The following is a 14,833-nucleotide window of genomic DNA, read 5'->3' as shown; positions in this document are numbered from 1 at the left end:
GCCGGGTCACGCGCTGATCCGGCCGCTCGCGACCAGGTCGGACAAGACCTCGTGGATCGCGGGCGCGGTCTCGGCGTGCGACCGGTACTCGTCGCGGTTCACGTAGGTCAGCTCGGCGATCTCGCTCGTGGGCCGCGGCGTGCCGAGCAGCGATGCCGTGAAGCAGGTCATGTCGACCATCGCGCCCTCACCCTCGCCGTACGCGGGGGCGACGTAGCGCTTCAGCACGGTCGGCCGCGCCAGTTCGACGCCGAGCTCTTCCCTGACCTCCCGGCGCAGGGCGTCGGCGGGTGACTCGCCCGGCTCGATCTTGCCGCCGGGGAGGTAGAAGGCCTTCTTGTTGCGTGAGCGCACAACGAGGAGGCGGCCAGCCTCGACGTGCACAAGTCCCACCACCGTGATCACGGATACACGTCGTCCGCGGCCAGGCGGTCGCAGGTGCGGCCGAACGCTTCGAGCTCACCGGGCCCGAAGCTCTCGCCGAAGTGCTCGGCGACGCCCGCCAGGTGGGTGGCGGAGGCGCTGCGCAGACGTTCGGCACCGAGCGGTGTGAGCACGGCCACGATGCCGCGCCCGTCACCGTCGGCGCGTTCGCGCCCGACCAGACCTGCCCGTTCCAGGCGGTCCACGAGGCGGGTCACGCCAGAGCGGGACAGCAGGACGGCGTCGGCCAGTTCTGTCATGCGCATGCGCATGGAAGGCGTCTCGGCCAGTTGAACCAGCACGTCGTACGCCGCGAGCGAAAGGCGCTGCTCAGCAATCAGTTCGGCCTCGAGGACCCTCGTGATCCGTGCATGCGCGCGGAGGAACGATCGCCACACCCCTAGCTCGACACGGGTGGGCAACCGGGAACTACCCGATTCCGGCACGGACGTCGATGTTACGGACAGCTCCTGCCCCGCTACGACCTGGGCCTGTGCTCGAAAGTGACCAGCCGGTAGGACAGGTGCGAACCGGACGTAGCATGGCCGGGTGACCACCACGCAGCCCCTCCCCACCGTCGAGGACGTCCGCAAGGCGCTCGCCGGTGTGCAGGACCCCGAGATCCGCCGCCCGATCACCGAGATCGGCATGGTCAAGGACGTCGAGGTGGGCGCCGACGGCGTCGTCGTGGTCGGCGTGTACCTGACCGTCGCGGGCTGCCCGATGCGGGACAAGATCACCAAGGACGTCACCGCGGCGGTGTCCGCGCTGGAGGGCGTCTCGTCCGTGCGGGTCGACCTCGACGTGATGAGCGACGCCCAGCGCACCGAGCTGCGCAAGACGTTGCGCGGCGGCACCGAGGAGCCGGTCATCCCGTTCGCCCAGCCGGGCTCGCTGACGCGCGTGTACTGCGTCGCGTCCGGCAAGGGCGGCGTCGGCAAGTCCTCGGTCACCGTGAACCTCGCCGTGGCGATGGCCGCGCGCGGGCTGTCGGTCGGCATCGTCGACGCGGACATCTACGGCCACTCGATTCCGCGCATGCTGGGCGCCGACGGTCGTCCCACCCAGGTCGAGAAGATGATCATGCCGCCGCAGGCGCACGGCGTGAAGGTCATCTCGATCGGCATGTTCACGCCGGGCAACACGCCGGTCGTGTGGCGCGGGCCGATGCTGCACCGCGCGTTGCAGCAGTTCCTCGCGGACGTGTTCTGGGGCGACCTGGACGTGCTGCTGCTCGACCTGCCGCCCGGCACCGGTGACGTGGCGATCTCCGTGGCGCAGCTGGTGCCGAACGCCGAGATCCTGGTCGTCACCACGCCGCAGCAGGCCGCCGCCGAGGTGGCCGAACGGGCCGGGTCGATCGCCCTGCAGACGCGTCAGCGGGTCGCGGGCGTCATCGAGAACATGTCGTGGCTGGAGATGCCCGACGGTTCGCGCATGGAGGTCTTCGGGTCCGGTGGCGGCGCGGCCGTCGCGGAGTCGCTGTCCAAGACCATCGGTTCCGACGTGCCGCTGCTCGGCCAGGTGCCGCTGGACCCGCGTCTGCGGGAGAACGGCGACTCGGGCACGCCGATCGTTCAGGCGGTGCCGGACTCGGCCGCCGCCCAGGTGCTCGGCGACGTCGCCAAGAAGCTGACCGTCAAGTCGCGCGGCCTGGCGGGCCGACTGCTGAACGTCTCCCCCGCAGGCCGCTAGCGGCACCGTGTTCCTGCTGGTCGGAGGCTGGCCGGGGTCGGGCAAGACGACGCTGGCGACCGCGCTCGGGCCCCGGCTCGGGCTGCCCGTGCTGACCAAGGACGACGTCAAGGAAGCCCTGGCCGACGCGCTCGGCCGGCCGGGCACGGTGAACGAGTCACAGCGGTTGGGCCGGGCAGCGGTTCTCGCGGTGCTGCGGATCGCGGGCCGCTGTCCGGGCGCGGTGCTGGACAGCACGTGGTTCGACTACACCCGGCCGCTCGTGGCCGCGTTGCCGGGCCCGGTCGTGGAGCTGCGCTGCGTCGTGCCGCGGGAAGTGGCCAGGTCGCGCTACTACGCCAGGGCCGCCGACCGCCACGCGGGCCATCTGGACCTGGAACGCGACGAGGCCGAACTGTGGGGAGAACCGGTGCGCCCGTTGGGCGTCGGCCCGCTGGTGGAGGTCGACACCACCGGGCCGGTGGACCTCCCCGCGATCGCCGCCGAAGTGCGCCGCGCGGCGGAAGCTCAGGTCGCGTCCGGGTCGTAGGGCGGGCGCTCGCCCGGTGCGAGCGGCCGCTGCTCGGGCGCGGGCGGCGTCGGCTGGGTCGGGAAGCCGTTGGTCTTGGTGACCGGCTCCGGGTCGTCGAAGAGGTGCTTGGTGACCGCGCGCCTCGGGTCGAAGTTGCGCAGCTCCCGCAGGTCCTCCAGCGGCTTGCGGAGCTGCTCGAACTCCGGGCCCATCTCCTGCTTGAGCTGCTCGCGCGCGCCCGTTGCGTACTCGCGGACCTGACGCACGGTCTTGCCCAGCCAGGCCGCGGCGGACGGCAGGCGTTCGGGTCCCAGGATGAAGAGACCCGCGACGACGATGATGAGGATCTCCACCCATCCGATGTTCTCGAACACGGGTCCCAGCCTACTTCGCTCAGTCGCTCTTCAGGGTCACGTCTAGCTTCAGTTCACGGCCCTGACGGGCGAGCACGACCTGGACCGTCTGGCCGATCTCGTGCTCGCGAACCGCGACCACCAGCTCGGCGGCGTTGCGGACCATCCGGTTGCCGACCTTGGTGATCACGTCGCCCTCCTGGATGCCCGCGGCGGCCGCGGCACCTCCGGCGGGGACGTTCTGCACCTGCGCGCCCTCCGAGGTCTCCGCGGACACGGACTTGACGTTGACGTTCATGTCCGCGTGCTTGACCTGACCGCTGCGGATCAGCTCCTGGCTGATCTTGCGGGCCTGGTTGCCGGAGATCGCGAAGCCGAGGCCGACCGAACCACCCGTCTCGGTGCGGATCGACGAGTTGATGCCGACGAGGGCTCCGCGCGAGTCGACCAGCGCACCACCGGAGTTGCCGGGGTTGATGGCCGCGTCGGTCTGGATAGCGTCGTAGGTGACCTGGGGGCCGCCGTTCTCACCCGCCGCCGTCACGGGGCGGTGCAGCGCGGAGACGATGCCCTCGGTGACGGTGTTGGACAGCTGCAGCGGCGAACCGATGGCGATCACGCTGTCGCCGACCTGGAGCTCGTCGGAGTTGCCGAACTGCAGCACGGTCGGGTTCGTGACCTCGACCTTCACGACGGCGAGGTCCGTCTTCGGGTCGCGGCCGACGACGCGGGCCTGGGCGCGCGTGCCGTCGGTGAAGACCGCGCTGAGCTTGGCGGACGAGTCCTGGGCCGCGGGAGCGACGACGTGGTCGTTGGTGAGGATGTAGCCGCCGGCCTCGATGACGACGCCGGAGCCGACGCCCGCGACGTTGGCGCCCTTGAACTCGATCGACACGACGCTGGGCGTGACGCGCTTGGCGATGTCCGAGATCGACCCGGCGGGACGCTCCTTGCCCTGCTGGACCTCGGCCAGCGTCACGGTCGAGTCGGTCAGCGGGTTGCCGGCGCGGCCGATCAGCCAGCCGACGAGGCCACCGGCGGCACCGACGAGCAGCGCGACCGCGGTCAGCAACGCGAGGGCGGTCGGCTTCACCCGGCGACCGAAGATCAGCTCCGGGACGCTGAGCTGCGGACCGGGCTCCTGCTTGCGCTCGGGCTCGCCCGGCGCGTCCTCTCCCACCGCGGGCGGACCGATCACGGCACCGGAGGCGGGGTCCCGCCACGGGTCACCGGCGGGCTTGTCGCCCCAGAACACCGGGTCGATGTCCGGGTCGGGCTCGCCGGCCGGCTGCGGCGGGCGCTGGAGAAGTTCGGACGAGCCCTGGCGACCGAACGCGGTCGCGAGCGACTCGGGCGGCGGCGGCGCGGACTGCACCTGGGGAACGGGCACGTCGCGCGTGGCGAACGCGCCGGACACCCCGTCCGGGCGGCCGAAAGCCGAGGCGTACGCGGGGTCGACCGGCGGCTGCACCAGGGGCCGTGGCCGGAGCCTGCGATGCGCTCCGTCGTCCACTCCGGAAACGGGCGTGGGCGTCTGGCCGTTGGGCGACTGCTGGCTCATCTCTCCCCGAATTTTCCGCTAGGAGTGCTGAGCTGCAGCCTGCCCGAAGAGCGGTGAAATGACTGTCAGGGGGTGGTCGCGAAGACCGCGCGGGCGTTCTGCGGCGCGGACGGCGTGGCAGGAGCGTCGCTGTCCGGCGTGGTGAACGCGAGCGCGCCGAGCAGCACGCCGCTCACCACGACCCCGGCACCCTGCCGGGCACGACGGCCGCTGAACCAGCCGTTGCTGCCCAGGGGTCTGCTGGACCCGAGCACCGGTCCGGAGCCGAACGCGGGTTTGTCGGTGCGCTGCACGGCCACGAACTGGCCGTCCTCGGTGATCGCGAGCCCGTCCGGTGCGGACGGGAGCTCGACCTCCTGCGGAATGGCCCCGAGCCGGTCGAGCAGCGACGCCGACGCCGTGGGCGCCGCCGCGGTGCGCACGGCCGCGCGCGCCTGCTGCTGGGTGTAGGTCTCGAAGGCGCAGAAGCCGCAGCGCTGGATGTGCGCGGAGGCTCGCTCGTGAGCGACCGAGGACAGCTCGCCGTCCACGAACGCGACCACGGCATCCGGCAAGAGATGCTGCTCAGGCAGGCCCCAACCACGGAGGTCGGTCATGCAGAGTCCTCCAGCAACGATTCCTGACGACGGCGTTCGAGCGCGACCTTCAGAGCCTGGCGGCCCCGGTGGATCCTGCTCCTCACGGTACCCATCTTCACCCCGAGCGTGGCGCCGATCTCCTCGTAGGAGAGGCCTTCCACGTCACACAGGACCACGGCGGCGCGGAACTCCGGCGGGAGCTCGTCCAGCGCGGCCTGCAGGTCGGGGTCGAGGTGGTTCTCGTCGTAGATCTCTTCAGGGGACAGGTCGTCACCCTCGAGGCGGTCGTTGTCCTCGGGCAGCGCCTCCATGCGCACGCGGCTGCGGCGGCGAGCCATGTCGAGGAAGAGGTTGGTGGTGATGCGGTGCAGCCACCCCTCGAAGGTGCCCGGCTTGTAGGACGCGAGCGACCGGAAGACCCGGATGAACGTCTCCTGGGTCAGGTCCTCGGCGTCGTGCTGGTTGCCGGTCAGGCGGTACGCGAGCCGGTAGACGCGGTCCGCGTGCTCGCGAACGATCTCGTCCCACGAGGGCGGCGTCCAGTCGGCCGTCTCGATGGGCGCGACGGCCTCCGGCGAACTCGACTGCGTGCGCATCAGGTGTTTCGGCACCTCCATGTGGGCCGCCCGGCGACCCTTGTGCGGCTCAACGAGCGACGGGTCCGGCTTGTTCCCGACTAGAGCCTGGCTTCTTGCCTCCGTACCCTCTCCTGCTCCCTTAAAACGATCGTGAGAGCTGCCTGAGAGCACCCTGAGAATCTCGGTTCTTGCGGCGTTCACCCGTTTTGGGCACGCGGGGCACTAGCCTGCGTACCCGTGACAGCGGAATCGGCCCTGCGGGAGTACGTCGAGCAGTACCTCCCCGAGGACGACGTGCACCTGGCAGCACGCGCACGCGGCCAGGAACTGGGCTGCGTGCCCATCGGCGCCGGCGGAGGCGCCGCACTGCGGTTCCTGGCAACCGCACTGCAGGCCCGCGCAGTCGTCGAAATCGGCACCGGCGCCGGCACGAGCGGCCTCTACCTGCTCGCCGGCATGCCCGCCTCGGGCATCCTGACCTCGATCGACGTGGCCCCCGAACACCAACGCGCCGCCCGCGAGGCCTACGCGGCGGCAGGCATCTCGCCCTCGCGCACCCGCCTGATCATGGGCAAGGCGCTGGACGTGCTGCCCCGGCTCACCGACGCGGCCTACGACCTCGTCTTCGTCGACGCCTACAAGCCCGAGTACCCGCAGTACCTCGAACACGGCGTGCGCATGCTCCGACCGGGCGGCGTCATCGCGTTCGACAACGTCCTGTGGCACGGCGCCGTCGTCGACCCCTCCAAACGGGACGAGTCGACCCAGGCGATGCGGGACATCGCGCGCCTGGTGAAGGAGGACGACCGCCTGGTGCCGGTGATCCTGCCGCTGGGCGATGGGCTGCTGGTGGCCGCGCGCAAACCCTGAGTGGGCCGATAAGAATCGACGTTGGACCACCTGAGTGATGCGGTAACAACGCATCACGGCAATTCGACATGCCCTCCGCAGGGTCGGGGATCGCCCATTCCCCGAAAGGGGCTCAGGTGAAACTGAAAACAGTGCTCGCCGCGATGACGGCTGCCTTCACACCGATCATCGGCCTCGTCACACCCGCACTGGCAGACGGCCCATGCTGGGGAAATGGCGACGAAATGGTCGACTCCGCATGCGGCAGGGACACCTACATCATCGATCCCGGAGTCCACACCGAGCTCACTCCACAGAACATCCAAGATGTCGCGAGTCACTACCACGGGCGCGAATTCGACCCCAATTTCATCTGGTACACCCAGTCGACAACGTGAAGAAGGAGGGGCTGATCCCGGTCGCGATCCTGTCCACGGCCGAGTTCAACGCGGTGACGCAGGTCGACCGGACCAGCCTCACCTTCGGGGCGACCGGCCTCGAACAGAGCCTCGTCCGCTGCGGATCACCCGGTGAGGACGTCAACGACGACGGCCGGCGCTTCGAAGGTCAGGACGACGTGAAGCTGACGGGCTGCTGACAGCGAGGCCGTCTCCAGAAGCGCACGCGGGGAGCTTTCGTGCACTCCGAGCGCACGAAAGGGCCCCGCGTGCGTCGAGCGAACTGCTAGTAGGCCCGGACGCCCTTGCCGAGGACCGTGACGCCGCCCGCGGAAACGGTGTAGCGCTCACGGTCCATCGGCGCGTCCACGCCGATCAACGCCCCGTCCGGCACCACGACGTTCTTGTCCAGAATGGCCCGTCGAACCACGGCGCCCTTCCCGATCCGAACCCCGGGCAGCAGCACCGACCCCTGCACCACGGATCCGACCTCGACGACCACATCGGACGAGATCACCGACCCGTGGATCTTTCCGGAGATGATCGAGCCCGGCCCGACCATCGAGTCCTCTGCGGACCCTCCGGCGATGAACTTGGCGGGCGGCAACGGCGGGGTGGCCGTGCGGATGGGCCACAACTGGTTGTAGAGGTTGAAGATGGGATGGACCGAAACGAGGTCCATGTGCGCGTCGTAGTAGGCGTCGATCGTCCCGACGTCACGCCAGTACCCGCGATCCCGGTCGGTGGCACCGGGAACCTCGTTGTCCTGGAAGTCGTAGACGTGGGCCTTACCGCGGTCGACCAGCATGGGGATGATGTCGCCACCCATGTCGTGGTCGGAGTCGGGGTTCAACGCGTCGCCGCGCAGGGCGTCGAGCAGCGCCTCGGTGGTGAAGACGTAGTTGCCCATCGAAGCGAAAGTTACGTCGGGGTCGTCCGGCACGTGCGGCGGCTCGGACGGCTTCTCCAGGAACCGGGTGATCTTCCCGGACGCGTCGGAATCAATGCAGCCGAAGGCCTTGGCCTCGGTGCGCGGCACGCGGATGCCGGCGACGGTCACGGCCGCGCCCGACTCGACGTGCTGCGAGATCATCTGCGACGGGTCCATCCGGTACACGTGGTCGGCACCGAAGATGACCACGTGGTCGGGCTTCTCGTCGTGGACCAGGTTCAGCGACTGGAAGATCGCGTCGGCGGATCCGGTGTACCAGCGGGGGCCCAGGCGTTGCTGGGCCGGCACCGGTGTCACGTACTGACCGAGCACATTGGACAGGCGCCACGTCGTCGAGATGTGACGGTCCAGGGAGTGCGACTTGTACTGCGTCAGCACGCAGAGCTTCGCGAGCCCCGCGTTGACCAGGTTCGACAGCACGAAGTCGACCAGCCGGTAGTTGCCCCCGAAGGGCACAGCCGGTTTCGCGCGGTCGGCCGTCAGTGGCCACAGGCGCTTGCCTTCACCACCGGCAAGCACAATTCCGAGAACGTGCGGCTGCCCCTTCACGGTATGTGACCCTATCTGTGCGATCGAGCTTCAACCAGACGCAAAGTGCTTTGTCCCAACAAGTACCGCCGTGATCTACGGTGGGGGCGTGCGAGTTGCGGTCATGACGCGGGAGTACCCACCTGAGGTCTACGGCGGCGCTGGTGTGCACGTGGGTTTCCTCGTGCCCCATCTCCGCGAGCTCGTCGACGTCGACGTGCACTGCTTCGGAGCACCCCGCGGCGACGCCATCGCGCACAACCCACCGCACAGCCTGGAGCAGGCGAACGCGGCGCTGACCACGCTCGCGGTGGATCTTGAGATGGCCGCGGCGGTCTCCACGGCGAACCTCGTGCACTCGCACACGTGGTACGCCAACATGGGCGGTCACCTGGCCAAACTCCTGCACGGCATACCCCACGTGGTGACGGCTCACTCCTTGGAGCCGCGCCGGCCGTGGAAGGCGGAGCAGCTCGGGGGCGGGTACCGGATCTCGTCGTGGGCCGAGCGGACCGCGTACGAACACGCCGACGCGATCATCGCCGTGAGCGACGGCATGCGCGCCGACGTGCTCGACGCCTACCCCGCGCTGGACCCGGCGAAGGTGCACGTGGTGCGCAACGGCATCGACTCCACGGCGTACCGCCCGGTGACGGAGACGGACGCGCTCGTCGCGTACGGCATCGATCCGGAGAAGCCGATCGTGGCGTTCGTGGGAAGGATCACCCGGCAGAAGGGCGTCGGTCATCTCGTCGCCGCCGCGCACGAGATCGACCCGAGCGCCCAGATCGTGCTGTGCGCCGGCGCTCCGGACACGCCGGAGATCGCCGAGGAGACCCGGCTGGCGGTCGAGGAGCTCGCGCGGAAGCGGTCCGGGGTCTTCTGGATCCAGAAGATGCTGCAGCCCGCCGAGGTGCGGCAGATCCTCAGCCACGCGACGGTGTTCGTCTGCCCGTCGGTCTACGAGCCGCTCGGCATCGTGAACCTGGAGGCGATGGCGTGCGGCACGGCGGTCGTCGCGAGCGACGTCGGCGGCATCCCCGAAGTGGTCGCGCACGGGGAGACCGGGCTGCTCGTGCACTACGACGAACGTGAATTGTCGACTTATCGACACGGCCTCGCCGAGGCAATAAATGAGCTTGTCTCAGATTCTGGACGGGCCCGGCGTCTCGGCGCCGCCGGACGGCAACGCGCTGAACAGGAGTTCTCCTGGTCGACGATGGCCAAGCAGACAGTAGAGGTCTACCGCAGCGTGATTTGAGTCACACACCCTCGGGGCAACCCCAAAGTGTGAACGCCGCCTTTTACCAGTAGTGACGTTGTCGTTTCATCTGGTGAGGGGCGCGAGGACTGTGCGTGGTGCGGTGCTGGGTCTGACGGTCCTCTTGGCAGTGACTGGATGCGCCACAGCCCCGAAGACACAGCAGGCGGCGGTCCAGCTGAGGGTCGACGGACTGAAGGTCGCCGACGCCTCCGACCTGCAGGCACAAGCCGAGGCCCAGTTCGCCTACACGCTGGAGTACGGCTACGTGGCACGGGCGGGCGCGGCGGCGGTCAGCTGCTGGTTCGCCAGAACGGGCGTCGAGTCCGAGGTGGACAAGCGACTCTGGTGCGGACCGGTCCAGGTGCCGGGCACCGGCGCCGGTACCGACTGGGTGCCCGTGCCGCTGAAGGAAGTCACCAAGACAGGTGACGAGGTCCATTACGAAGTGCAGTCGCCGCAGGTGCCGGAGAAGGGCAACCGCAGCACGCCGCTCGGCAAGCTCGTGCGCACCGACGGCCGGGAGTTCGACCCGTCGAAGCAGCAGGACCTCACCGCCGGCCGCGACTTCCTCGCCGTGCTGCCCGACGACGGCAAGCGCTCCAACGCCGACCTCGGGCTCGGCAACGTCGACCTCAAGCTGCGCGACGACCTGCTCAGCACCGCCGTGACCGGCTGGGCGGACCCGGACATCTGGTACACCTCGGAAGGCACCCTGAGCGCCGAACCGGGCTCACGGCTGCGCGTGATGCGGATGAAGGTCGAGAAGCTCTTCGAGACCGACAGCGGATTCCGCCGCACGAACTGGCAGGGTTTCGCCCCGCAGCCGTCCGAGCTCGCGCTGGAGGTGCCCGGCAAGCGCCAGCTGCTGCCCGCCGAACGGCTCCCGGCCAACGGCTCGGTGTTCGTCGTCTACACGGTCCCGGACCCGAAGGAAGGTGCCGAGACGCTCACCCTCGGCTCGCTCGGCGCCAAGTCGCTGGAGCAGCGGGTCGAGATCCCGTCCGGCAAGCGCGCCGACAACCCGCCGCGCGTGCTGCAGCGCGCCGCCGCTCCGGCCCACTTCACCGAGTCGACCCAGAAGCTCCGTCTCGGCGGCAACGCGATCGGCATGAAGATCACCGGCGTGCGGCTCGGCAGGCAGCGCCCGATCAAGTTCGGTGAGAGCCAGTACGACCTCGCCACCATCTCCGCACCGGACAAGGCGCTGCTGGAGGTGCGGATGGAGGCCACCGGCGACCTGCCGGACACCGCGGGTGGCAGCGTGACCAAGGACCTGATCACCGTGACGCTGCCGGACGGCTCGAAGGCCCCGCAGGTCGGTGCCCGCTACGACGGTGGCCCGCTGCCGTTCGCGGTCGTCGTCGAGATCCCGGCGGACACCCGCTCGGTCTCGGTGGGCCTGGTCGAGGGCGTGGTCGAGCTGCCGAGGATCGGCCGCACGCTGATCTCGCCGGTCGACTCGCGCGTCACCCTGGCGTTGGAGTTCTGAACCAGCATGGCGGCCAGCGCGAGCCAGCCGAGCACCACCAGCACGAGCCCGCCCCAGCCCCACTCGCCGTACGCGGTGCTGCCGGACGTGCCGCCGATGCTGCTGCCCACGTAGAACCCGCACAGGTACAGCCCGGACGCGTGGCCGCGCGCGTTGGACGGGGCGCGCGAGCCGACCCAGCTGCTCGCGACGGCGTGCGCGGCGAAGAACCCGGCCGTGACGATCGCCAGGCCCAGCGGCACCCACACCAGGCTCGCGACCGTGCCCAGCGCCACCACCCCGATGGCCACGAGCAGCGCGCGCCCGCGGCCGAGCCGGTCGGCCGTCCTGCCCGCGAACGCCGCCGCGGTGCTGCCGAACGCGTAGAACCCGAACACCAGCGACTCCAGCCACGACGGACCGGTGAGCTGGAAGCCCGCGACGTTGTAGAACGACACGAACGCGCCGACCATCAGCACGGCGACCACGTACAGCGCGAGCAGCACCGGGTCCGTGAGCGCCGCCTTCATCCCGCGCGGCGCCCGCTTCGGCGCGGCGTGGGCGCGCGGCAGGAAGAAGACCACGACGAGCGCGGCCGCGAGCCCGACCACGCCGGTGAGCAGGATCGACCCGCGCCAGCCCAGCCAGTCGACCGTCGTGCCCGACAGCAGGCGGCCGAGCATGCCGCCCACGCTGTTGCCGGCGATCATCGCGCCCATCGCGGCGCCGAGCTTCCCGCGGGGAAGCTCGTCCGCGAGGTAGGCCATCGACGCCGCGGGCACCCCGGCCGCCGCGACGCCCTGCAGCACCCGCAGGCCCAGGAAGACCTCGTAGTTCGGCGCGAACGGCAGCACGACGCCGAGCAGACCCGCGAACAGCACGCCGGCCACGATCACCGGCCGACGCCCCAGGAGTTCGGACAGCATCGCGATCGGCACGACGACCACGGCCAGCGCCAGCGTCGCGGCGGACAGCGCGAGCGACGCACCGCCCGGCCCCAACCGGTATTCCGCGGCGATCTGCGGCAGCACCGGCTGCGGTGCGTACAGCAACGCGAAACACGCGAGGCCGGAGGCGGCGACGGACGCGGTCAACCTGTTCACGCATTCGACGCTAAGCCATACGTCCAATACGGAAATGCGTCAGAATCAATTCGTGGATGAATTGGAGCTGGCCCCGAAGCTGGCGGTGCTGAAAGCGCTTGCCGCCGACGAGCACGTGACCCGTGTCGCAGAGCGCGTCGGGCTGCCGCAGCCGACGGTCAGCCGCTGGCTCGCCGAGATCGGCGAGCAGCTCGGCGCACCGGTCGTCGTGAAGACCGGCCGCCGGGTCCGGCTCACCCGCGCCGGCCGTCTCCTCGCCGACGCCGCGGCACGGTCACTGGCCGCGCTGGAACCCGGTCTGCGCGAGGTCGAGGAGGAGCTGGACCCGGAGAAGGGCCGCGTGGTGCTGGGGTTCCTGCACATGCTCGGCCGGTCGCTGGTGCCGGAACTGGTCCGCGGGTTCCGCGCCGAGCACCCGCACGTGCGGTTCGGGCTGATCCAGAACGCCCGCGCCGCCGTCGTCGAGAAGCTGCGCCAGGGCGAGATCGACCTCGCCCTGGTCGCTCCACCGCCTGAGGGTCCCGAGTTCGGGTCTGCGGTCCTCTTCGAACAGGAGCTGATCGTCGTCGTGCCGTCCACGCACCGGTTGGCCACCACGAAGTCGGTGCGGCTCAAGGACTTGGAGCACGAGGACCTGATCCTGCTGGAACACGGCTACGGCCTGCGGCAGATCACCGACGACATGTTCGCGGCCGCCGGGATCACCCCGCGCACCGCCTTCGAGAGCCAGGAGATCGAGACGGTCCGCGGCCTGGTCGCGGCGGGTCTCGGCGTCGCGCTGCTGACGCGCGCCGAGACCACACCGCCGGCGGGGCTGCGCGAACTACCGCTGACCCCGCGGGCGAGCCGCGTCTTCGGACTGGCGTGGTTGAAGGACCAGCCCCTGCCGCCCGCGGTCCGCGCGTTCCGCGAGCACGCGCTCAGCAATCACGACTTCCAGCGCTGAGTCCCCGACCACGTCCGCAGGTACGACTCGGCACCGCCGAGCATGTCCCGCACGAGCTGGTCACCACCGGCCTGGTGGATCTGCTCGATCCAGTCCGGCAGCAGGCCGACGTGCGCGCCGCCGTCGGTGTTGATGTCCCACACGCGGTCGCCGGTGCGCTGCCGGTCGACGAGCGGACCCGCCGGGTAGGTGCGGAACGGGTAGGTGACGCCGGTGCGCGGTGCCGGGTGCGAGCCCACGCCGTTGAAGTCGCTGCCGAACCCGATGCCCACGTCGTACTTGCGGCGCAACGGTTCGGCCGCGGCCGCCTGGGCGACGTAGGTGGGGGCGTCGTTCTCGTAGCCCGCCACGAAACCGCCGAGCTGGTAGACCTTCTCGGTCCACTGCGCGTCCATCCAGCTGTGGCTCGACAGGATGCCGGGGTAGTGCGCCTGGGCGGCCAAGTCCAGCGTGCGTCCGGCGGCCTTCACGCTCATGTGGTCGATCTCGATCATCATGTGCCGCTTCATCATGCCCTGCACCGCGTACTCGCCCAGCGACGTCAGGCCGCGGACGTTGCAGCGCTTCTGCTCGTCGTACGTCGGCGCGACGACGTTGGCCGGGATCAGCGCGTTCGGCCCGGCCACGCCGATCGGGTTGTCCTGCTGCGGTCCCGCGCACTTCTCGGTCTTCCACCACGTGCCGGTGCGCAGGAACTGGCCGGCGTTGAGCACGCCGCCCTGCACCCCGGAGTCGAACCTGACGCCGCACAGCGCGTTGTCGAACTTGTGGCACAGGAAGGCGCTGCGCACGCCGAGCGCGTAGACCTCGTCCAGGCCGCGGTCGATGTCGCCCTTGCCGCACAACGGGAGGTCGAGCAGCTGGCGACAGCCGAACAGCTCAGAGGTCTCGATGCCCAGCACCACCGCGAGCTTGCCCTGCTCGATCACGTCCCGTGCCTGCTCGGACGAGGTGACGATGCGGAACCAGCCCTTGCCGGGACCGCCGAACTGCCTGTCCACGAAGTCCTGCAGCTCGTAGGTCCGCTTCGCCTGCAGCCGCACCGACGTCATCTCGTCGCACGGCTTGTCCTTGAACGGGTAGATCACGCACAGGGTGGCGTTGCTGGTCAGGTCGGTGACCAGGACGCGCTGCCCGCCGCGCCACGCCCGTTCCAGCCAGGCGTAGTAGTTCTGCTGGTGCGAGACCGTCTTGTAGGACGGCCAGTCCTTGAACGTCGGCCAGCCCACCGGGTCGTGGCCGTCGAAGTCGTTCGTGACGATCGCCTCGAACAACGCGCCGATGCCCGCCGGGTAGTGCTCGGGGCAGTCCTTGAGCGCGGCCTGGGCACCCTGCTCGTCGAACTCCTCGCCGCAGATCAACCGGCCGCCGAACGCCTGGTCGGTCATCAGGTGGTTGTGCGCGTCGACGAACCCGCGCACCCGGCCCTGGCCGTCCGTGCCCTTGAAGGGCTCGCCCGTGACGTTGACCTGCGAGTCCTGCGCGGGCCGGGCCACCGGTTCCCACCAGGGCGTGCTCGCGGTGGCGGGGGTCAGCGCCGCCAGTGTCAGCGAGACGGCGAGAGCCAGGCGAAGTAACACGAGCGCTCCTCTACGACGGTGTGAAGGCGCTCACATCATGCCGTGG

The 14,833-nt window shown here is 70.0% G+C and carries 16 protein-coding genes; 7 read left to right on the top strand and 9 right to left on the bottom strand.

The window, feature by feature from the left end; genetic code table 11:
• Positions 1-6: 6 nt before the first annotated feature.
• Both ABZV40_RS25165 and ABZV40_RS25160 read right to left on the bottom strand, forming a co-directional pair.
• A complete protein-coding gene (locus tag ABZV40_RS25165) occupies positions 7-405 on the bottom strand; it encodes an NUDIX domain-containing protein (RefSeq protein ID WP_355446095.1) in 399 nt (132 codons plus the stop codon).
• Complete coding sequence (locus ABZV40_RS25160; protein WP_167971364.1) at positions 402-869, bottom strand: MarR family transcriptional regulator; 468 nt, start codon at positions 867-869, stop codon at positions 402-404. The genes ABZV40_RS25165 and ABZV40_RS25160 overlap by 4 nt, the downstream gene beginning before the upstream one ends.
• 103 nt (positions 870-972) lie before the next feature.
• Here ABZV40_RS25160 and ABZV40_RS25155 point away from each other — a divergent pair, with 103 nt between their 5' ends.
• Positions 973-2,118: a P-loop NTPase gene (locus ABZV40_RS25155; protein ID WP_355446093.1), complete on the top strand. Its 1,146-nt coding sequence runs from the start codon at positions 973-975 to the stop codon at positions 2,116-2,118.
• A gap of 7 nt (positions 2,119-2,125) precedes the next feature.
• Entirely contained in the window at positions 2,126-2,647 is a 522-nt protein-coding gene (locus ABZV40_RS25150; RefSeq protein ID WP_355446090.1) for an AAA family ATPase, read from the top strand.
• On the opposite strand, the gene tatB is transcribed toward ABZV40_RS25150, so the two are convergent.
• The 4 genes from tatB to sigE all read right to left on the bottom strand — a co-directional run bounded on the left by tatB (position 2,626) and on the right by sigE (position 5,738).
• A complete protein-coding gene (gene tatB, locus ABZV40_RS25145) occupies positions 2,626-3,003 on the bottom strand; it encodes a Sec-independent protein translocase protein TatB (RefSeq protein ID WP_355446088.1) in 378 nt (125 codons plus the stop codon). The two genes, ABZV40_RS25150 and tatB, sit on opposite strands and share 22 nt — an antisense overlap.
• A 19-nt stretch (positions 3,004-3,022) precedes the next feature.
• Entirely contained in the window at positions 3,023-4,543 is a 1,521-nt protein-coding gene (locus ABZV40_RS25140) for a trypsin-like peptidase domain-containing protein (protein ID WP_355446085.1), read from the bottom strand.
• A gap of 65 nt (positions 4,544-4,608) precedes the next feature.
• Complete coding sequence (locus tag ABZV40_RS25135; RefSeq protein WP_355446082.1) at positions 4,609-5,139, bottom strand: zf-HC2 domain-containing protein; 531 nt, start codon at positions 5,137-5,139, stop codon at positions 4,609-4,611.
• A complete protein-coding gene (gene sigE / locus ABZV40_RS25130; protein ID WP_355446079.1) occupies positions 5,136-5,738 on the bottom strand; it encodes an RNA polymerase sigma factor SigE in 603 nt (200 codons plus the stop codon). Before sigE ends, ABZV40_RS25135 begins: the two co-directional genes overlap by 4 nt.
• A gap of 198 nt (positions 5,739-5,936) precedes the next feature.
• Between sigE and ABZV40_RS25125 the strand changes: the two genes are divergently transcribed.
• From ABZV40_RS25125 to ABZV40_RS25115, 3 genes are all read left to right on the top strand, one after another.
• Positions 5,937-6,569 carry an O-methyltransferase gene (locus ABZV40_RS25125; protein ID WP_355446076.1) on the top strand — a complete coding sequence of 211 codons (633 nt, stop codon included), beginning with the start codon at positions 5,937-5,939 and terminating at the stop codon, positions 6,567-6,569.
• A gap of 116 nt (positions 6,570-6,685) precedes the next feature.
• Complete coding sequence (locus ABZV40_RS25120) at positions 6,686-6,946, top strand: hypothetical protein (protein WP_355446074.1); 261 nt, start codon at positions 6,686-6,688, stop codon at positions 6,944-6,946.
• Positions 6,943-7,146, top strand: coding sequence for a hypothetical protein (locus tag ABZV40_RS25115; protein ID WP_355446071.1), 204 nt, complete (start codon positions 6,943-6,945; stop codon positions 7,144-7,146). The genes ABZV40_RS25120 and ABZV40_RS25115 overlap by 4 nt, the downstream gene beginning before the upstream one ends.
• Before the next feature lie 86 nt (positions 7,147-7,232).
• Here ABZV40_RS25115 and glgC read toward each other — a convergent pair whose 3' ends face one another.
• On the bottom strand, positions 7,233-8,447 hold the full coding sequence (gene glgC, locus ABZV40_RS25110; RefSeq protein WP_355446068.1) for a glucose-1-phosphate adenylyltransferase: 1,215 nt from the start codon (positions 8,445-8,447) through the stop codon (positions 7,233-7,235).
• Between the two features lie 88 nt (positions 8,448-8,535).
• Here glgC and glgA point away from each other — a divergent pair, with 88 nt between their 5' ends.
• Positions 8,536-9,687 carry a glycogen synthase gene (gene glgA, locus ABZV40_RS25105; RefSeq protein WP_355446065.1) on the top strand — a complete coding sequence of 384 codons (1,152 nt, stop codon included), beginning with the start codon at positions 8,536-8,538 and terminating at the stop codon, positions 9,685-9,687.
• 1,329 nt (positions 9,688-11,016) lie between these two features.
• On the opposite strand, the gene ABZV40_RS25100 is transcribed toward glgA, so the two are convergent.
• Entirely contained in the window at positions 11,017-12,261 is a 1,245-nt protein-coding gene (locus ABZV40_RS25100; protein WP_355446063.1) for an MFS transporter, read from the bottom strand.
• A gap of 52 nt (positions 12,262-12,313) precedes the next feature.
• On the opposite strand from ABZV40_RS25100, the gene ABZV40_RS25095 reads away from it, so the two are divergent.
• Positions 12,314-13,207 (top strand): LysR family transcriptional regulator, encoded by an 894-nt coding sequence (locus ABZV40_RS25095; RefSeq protein ID WP_355446060.1) that lies wholly within the window; start codon positions 12,314-12,316, stop codon positions 13,205-13,207.
• Here the strand turns inward: ABZV40_RS25095 and ABZV40_RS25090 are convergent.
• Entirely contained in the window at positions 13,189-14,787 is a 1,599-nt protein-coding gene (locus ABZV40_RS25090) for a hypothetical protein (protein WP_355446057.1), read from the bottom strand. The two genes, ABZV40_RS25095 and ABZV40_RS25090, sit on opposite strands and share 19 nt — an antisense overlap.
• Positions 14,788-14,833: the final 46 nt, after the last annotated feature.

It is taken from the genome of Lentzea sp. NPDC004782 (genome assembly GCF_040609115.1).
Taxonomy (GTDB): Bacteria; Actinomycetota; Actinomycetes; order Mycobacteriales; family Pseudonocardiaceae; genus Lentzea.
The sequence above is the reverse complement of the archived record's forward strand: the minus strand, read 5'-3'. Positions and strand labels throughout refer to the sequence as shown.

What these genes read in the sequence shown, in the direction of transcription:
- ABZV40_RS25140 (WP_355446085.1), bottom strand. Translation starts at nt 4,543, where the DNA reads ATGAGCCAGCAGTCGCCCAACGGCCAGACGCCCACGCCCGTTTCCGGA.
- ABZV40_RS25135 (WP_355446082.1), bottom strand. Translation starts at nt 5,139, where the DNA reads ATGACCGACCTCCGTGGTTGGGGCCTGCCTGAGCAGCATCTCTTGCCG.
- sigE (WP_355446079.1), bottom strand. Translation starts at nt 5,738, where the DNA reads ATGGAGGTGCCGAAACACCTGATGCGCACGCAGTCGAGTTCGCCGGAG.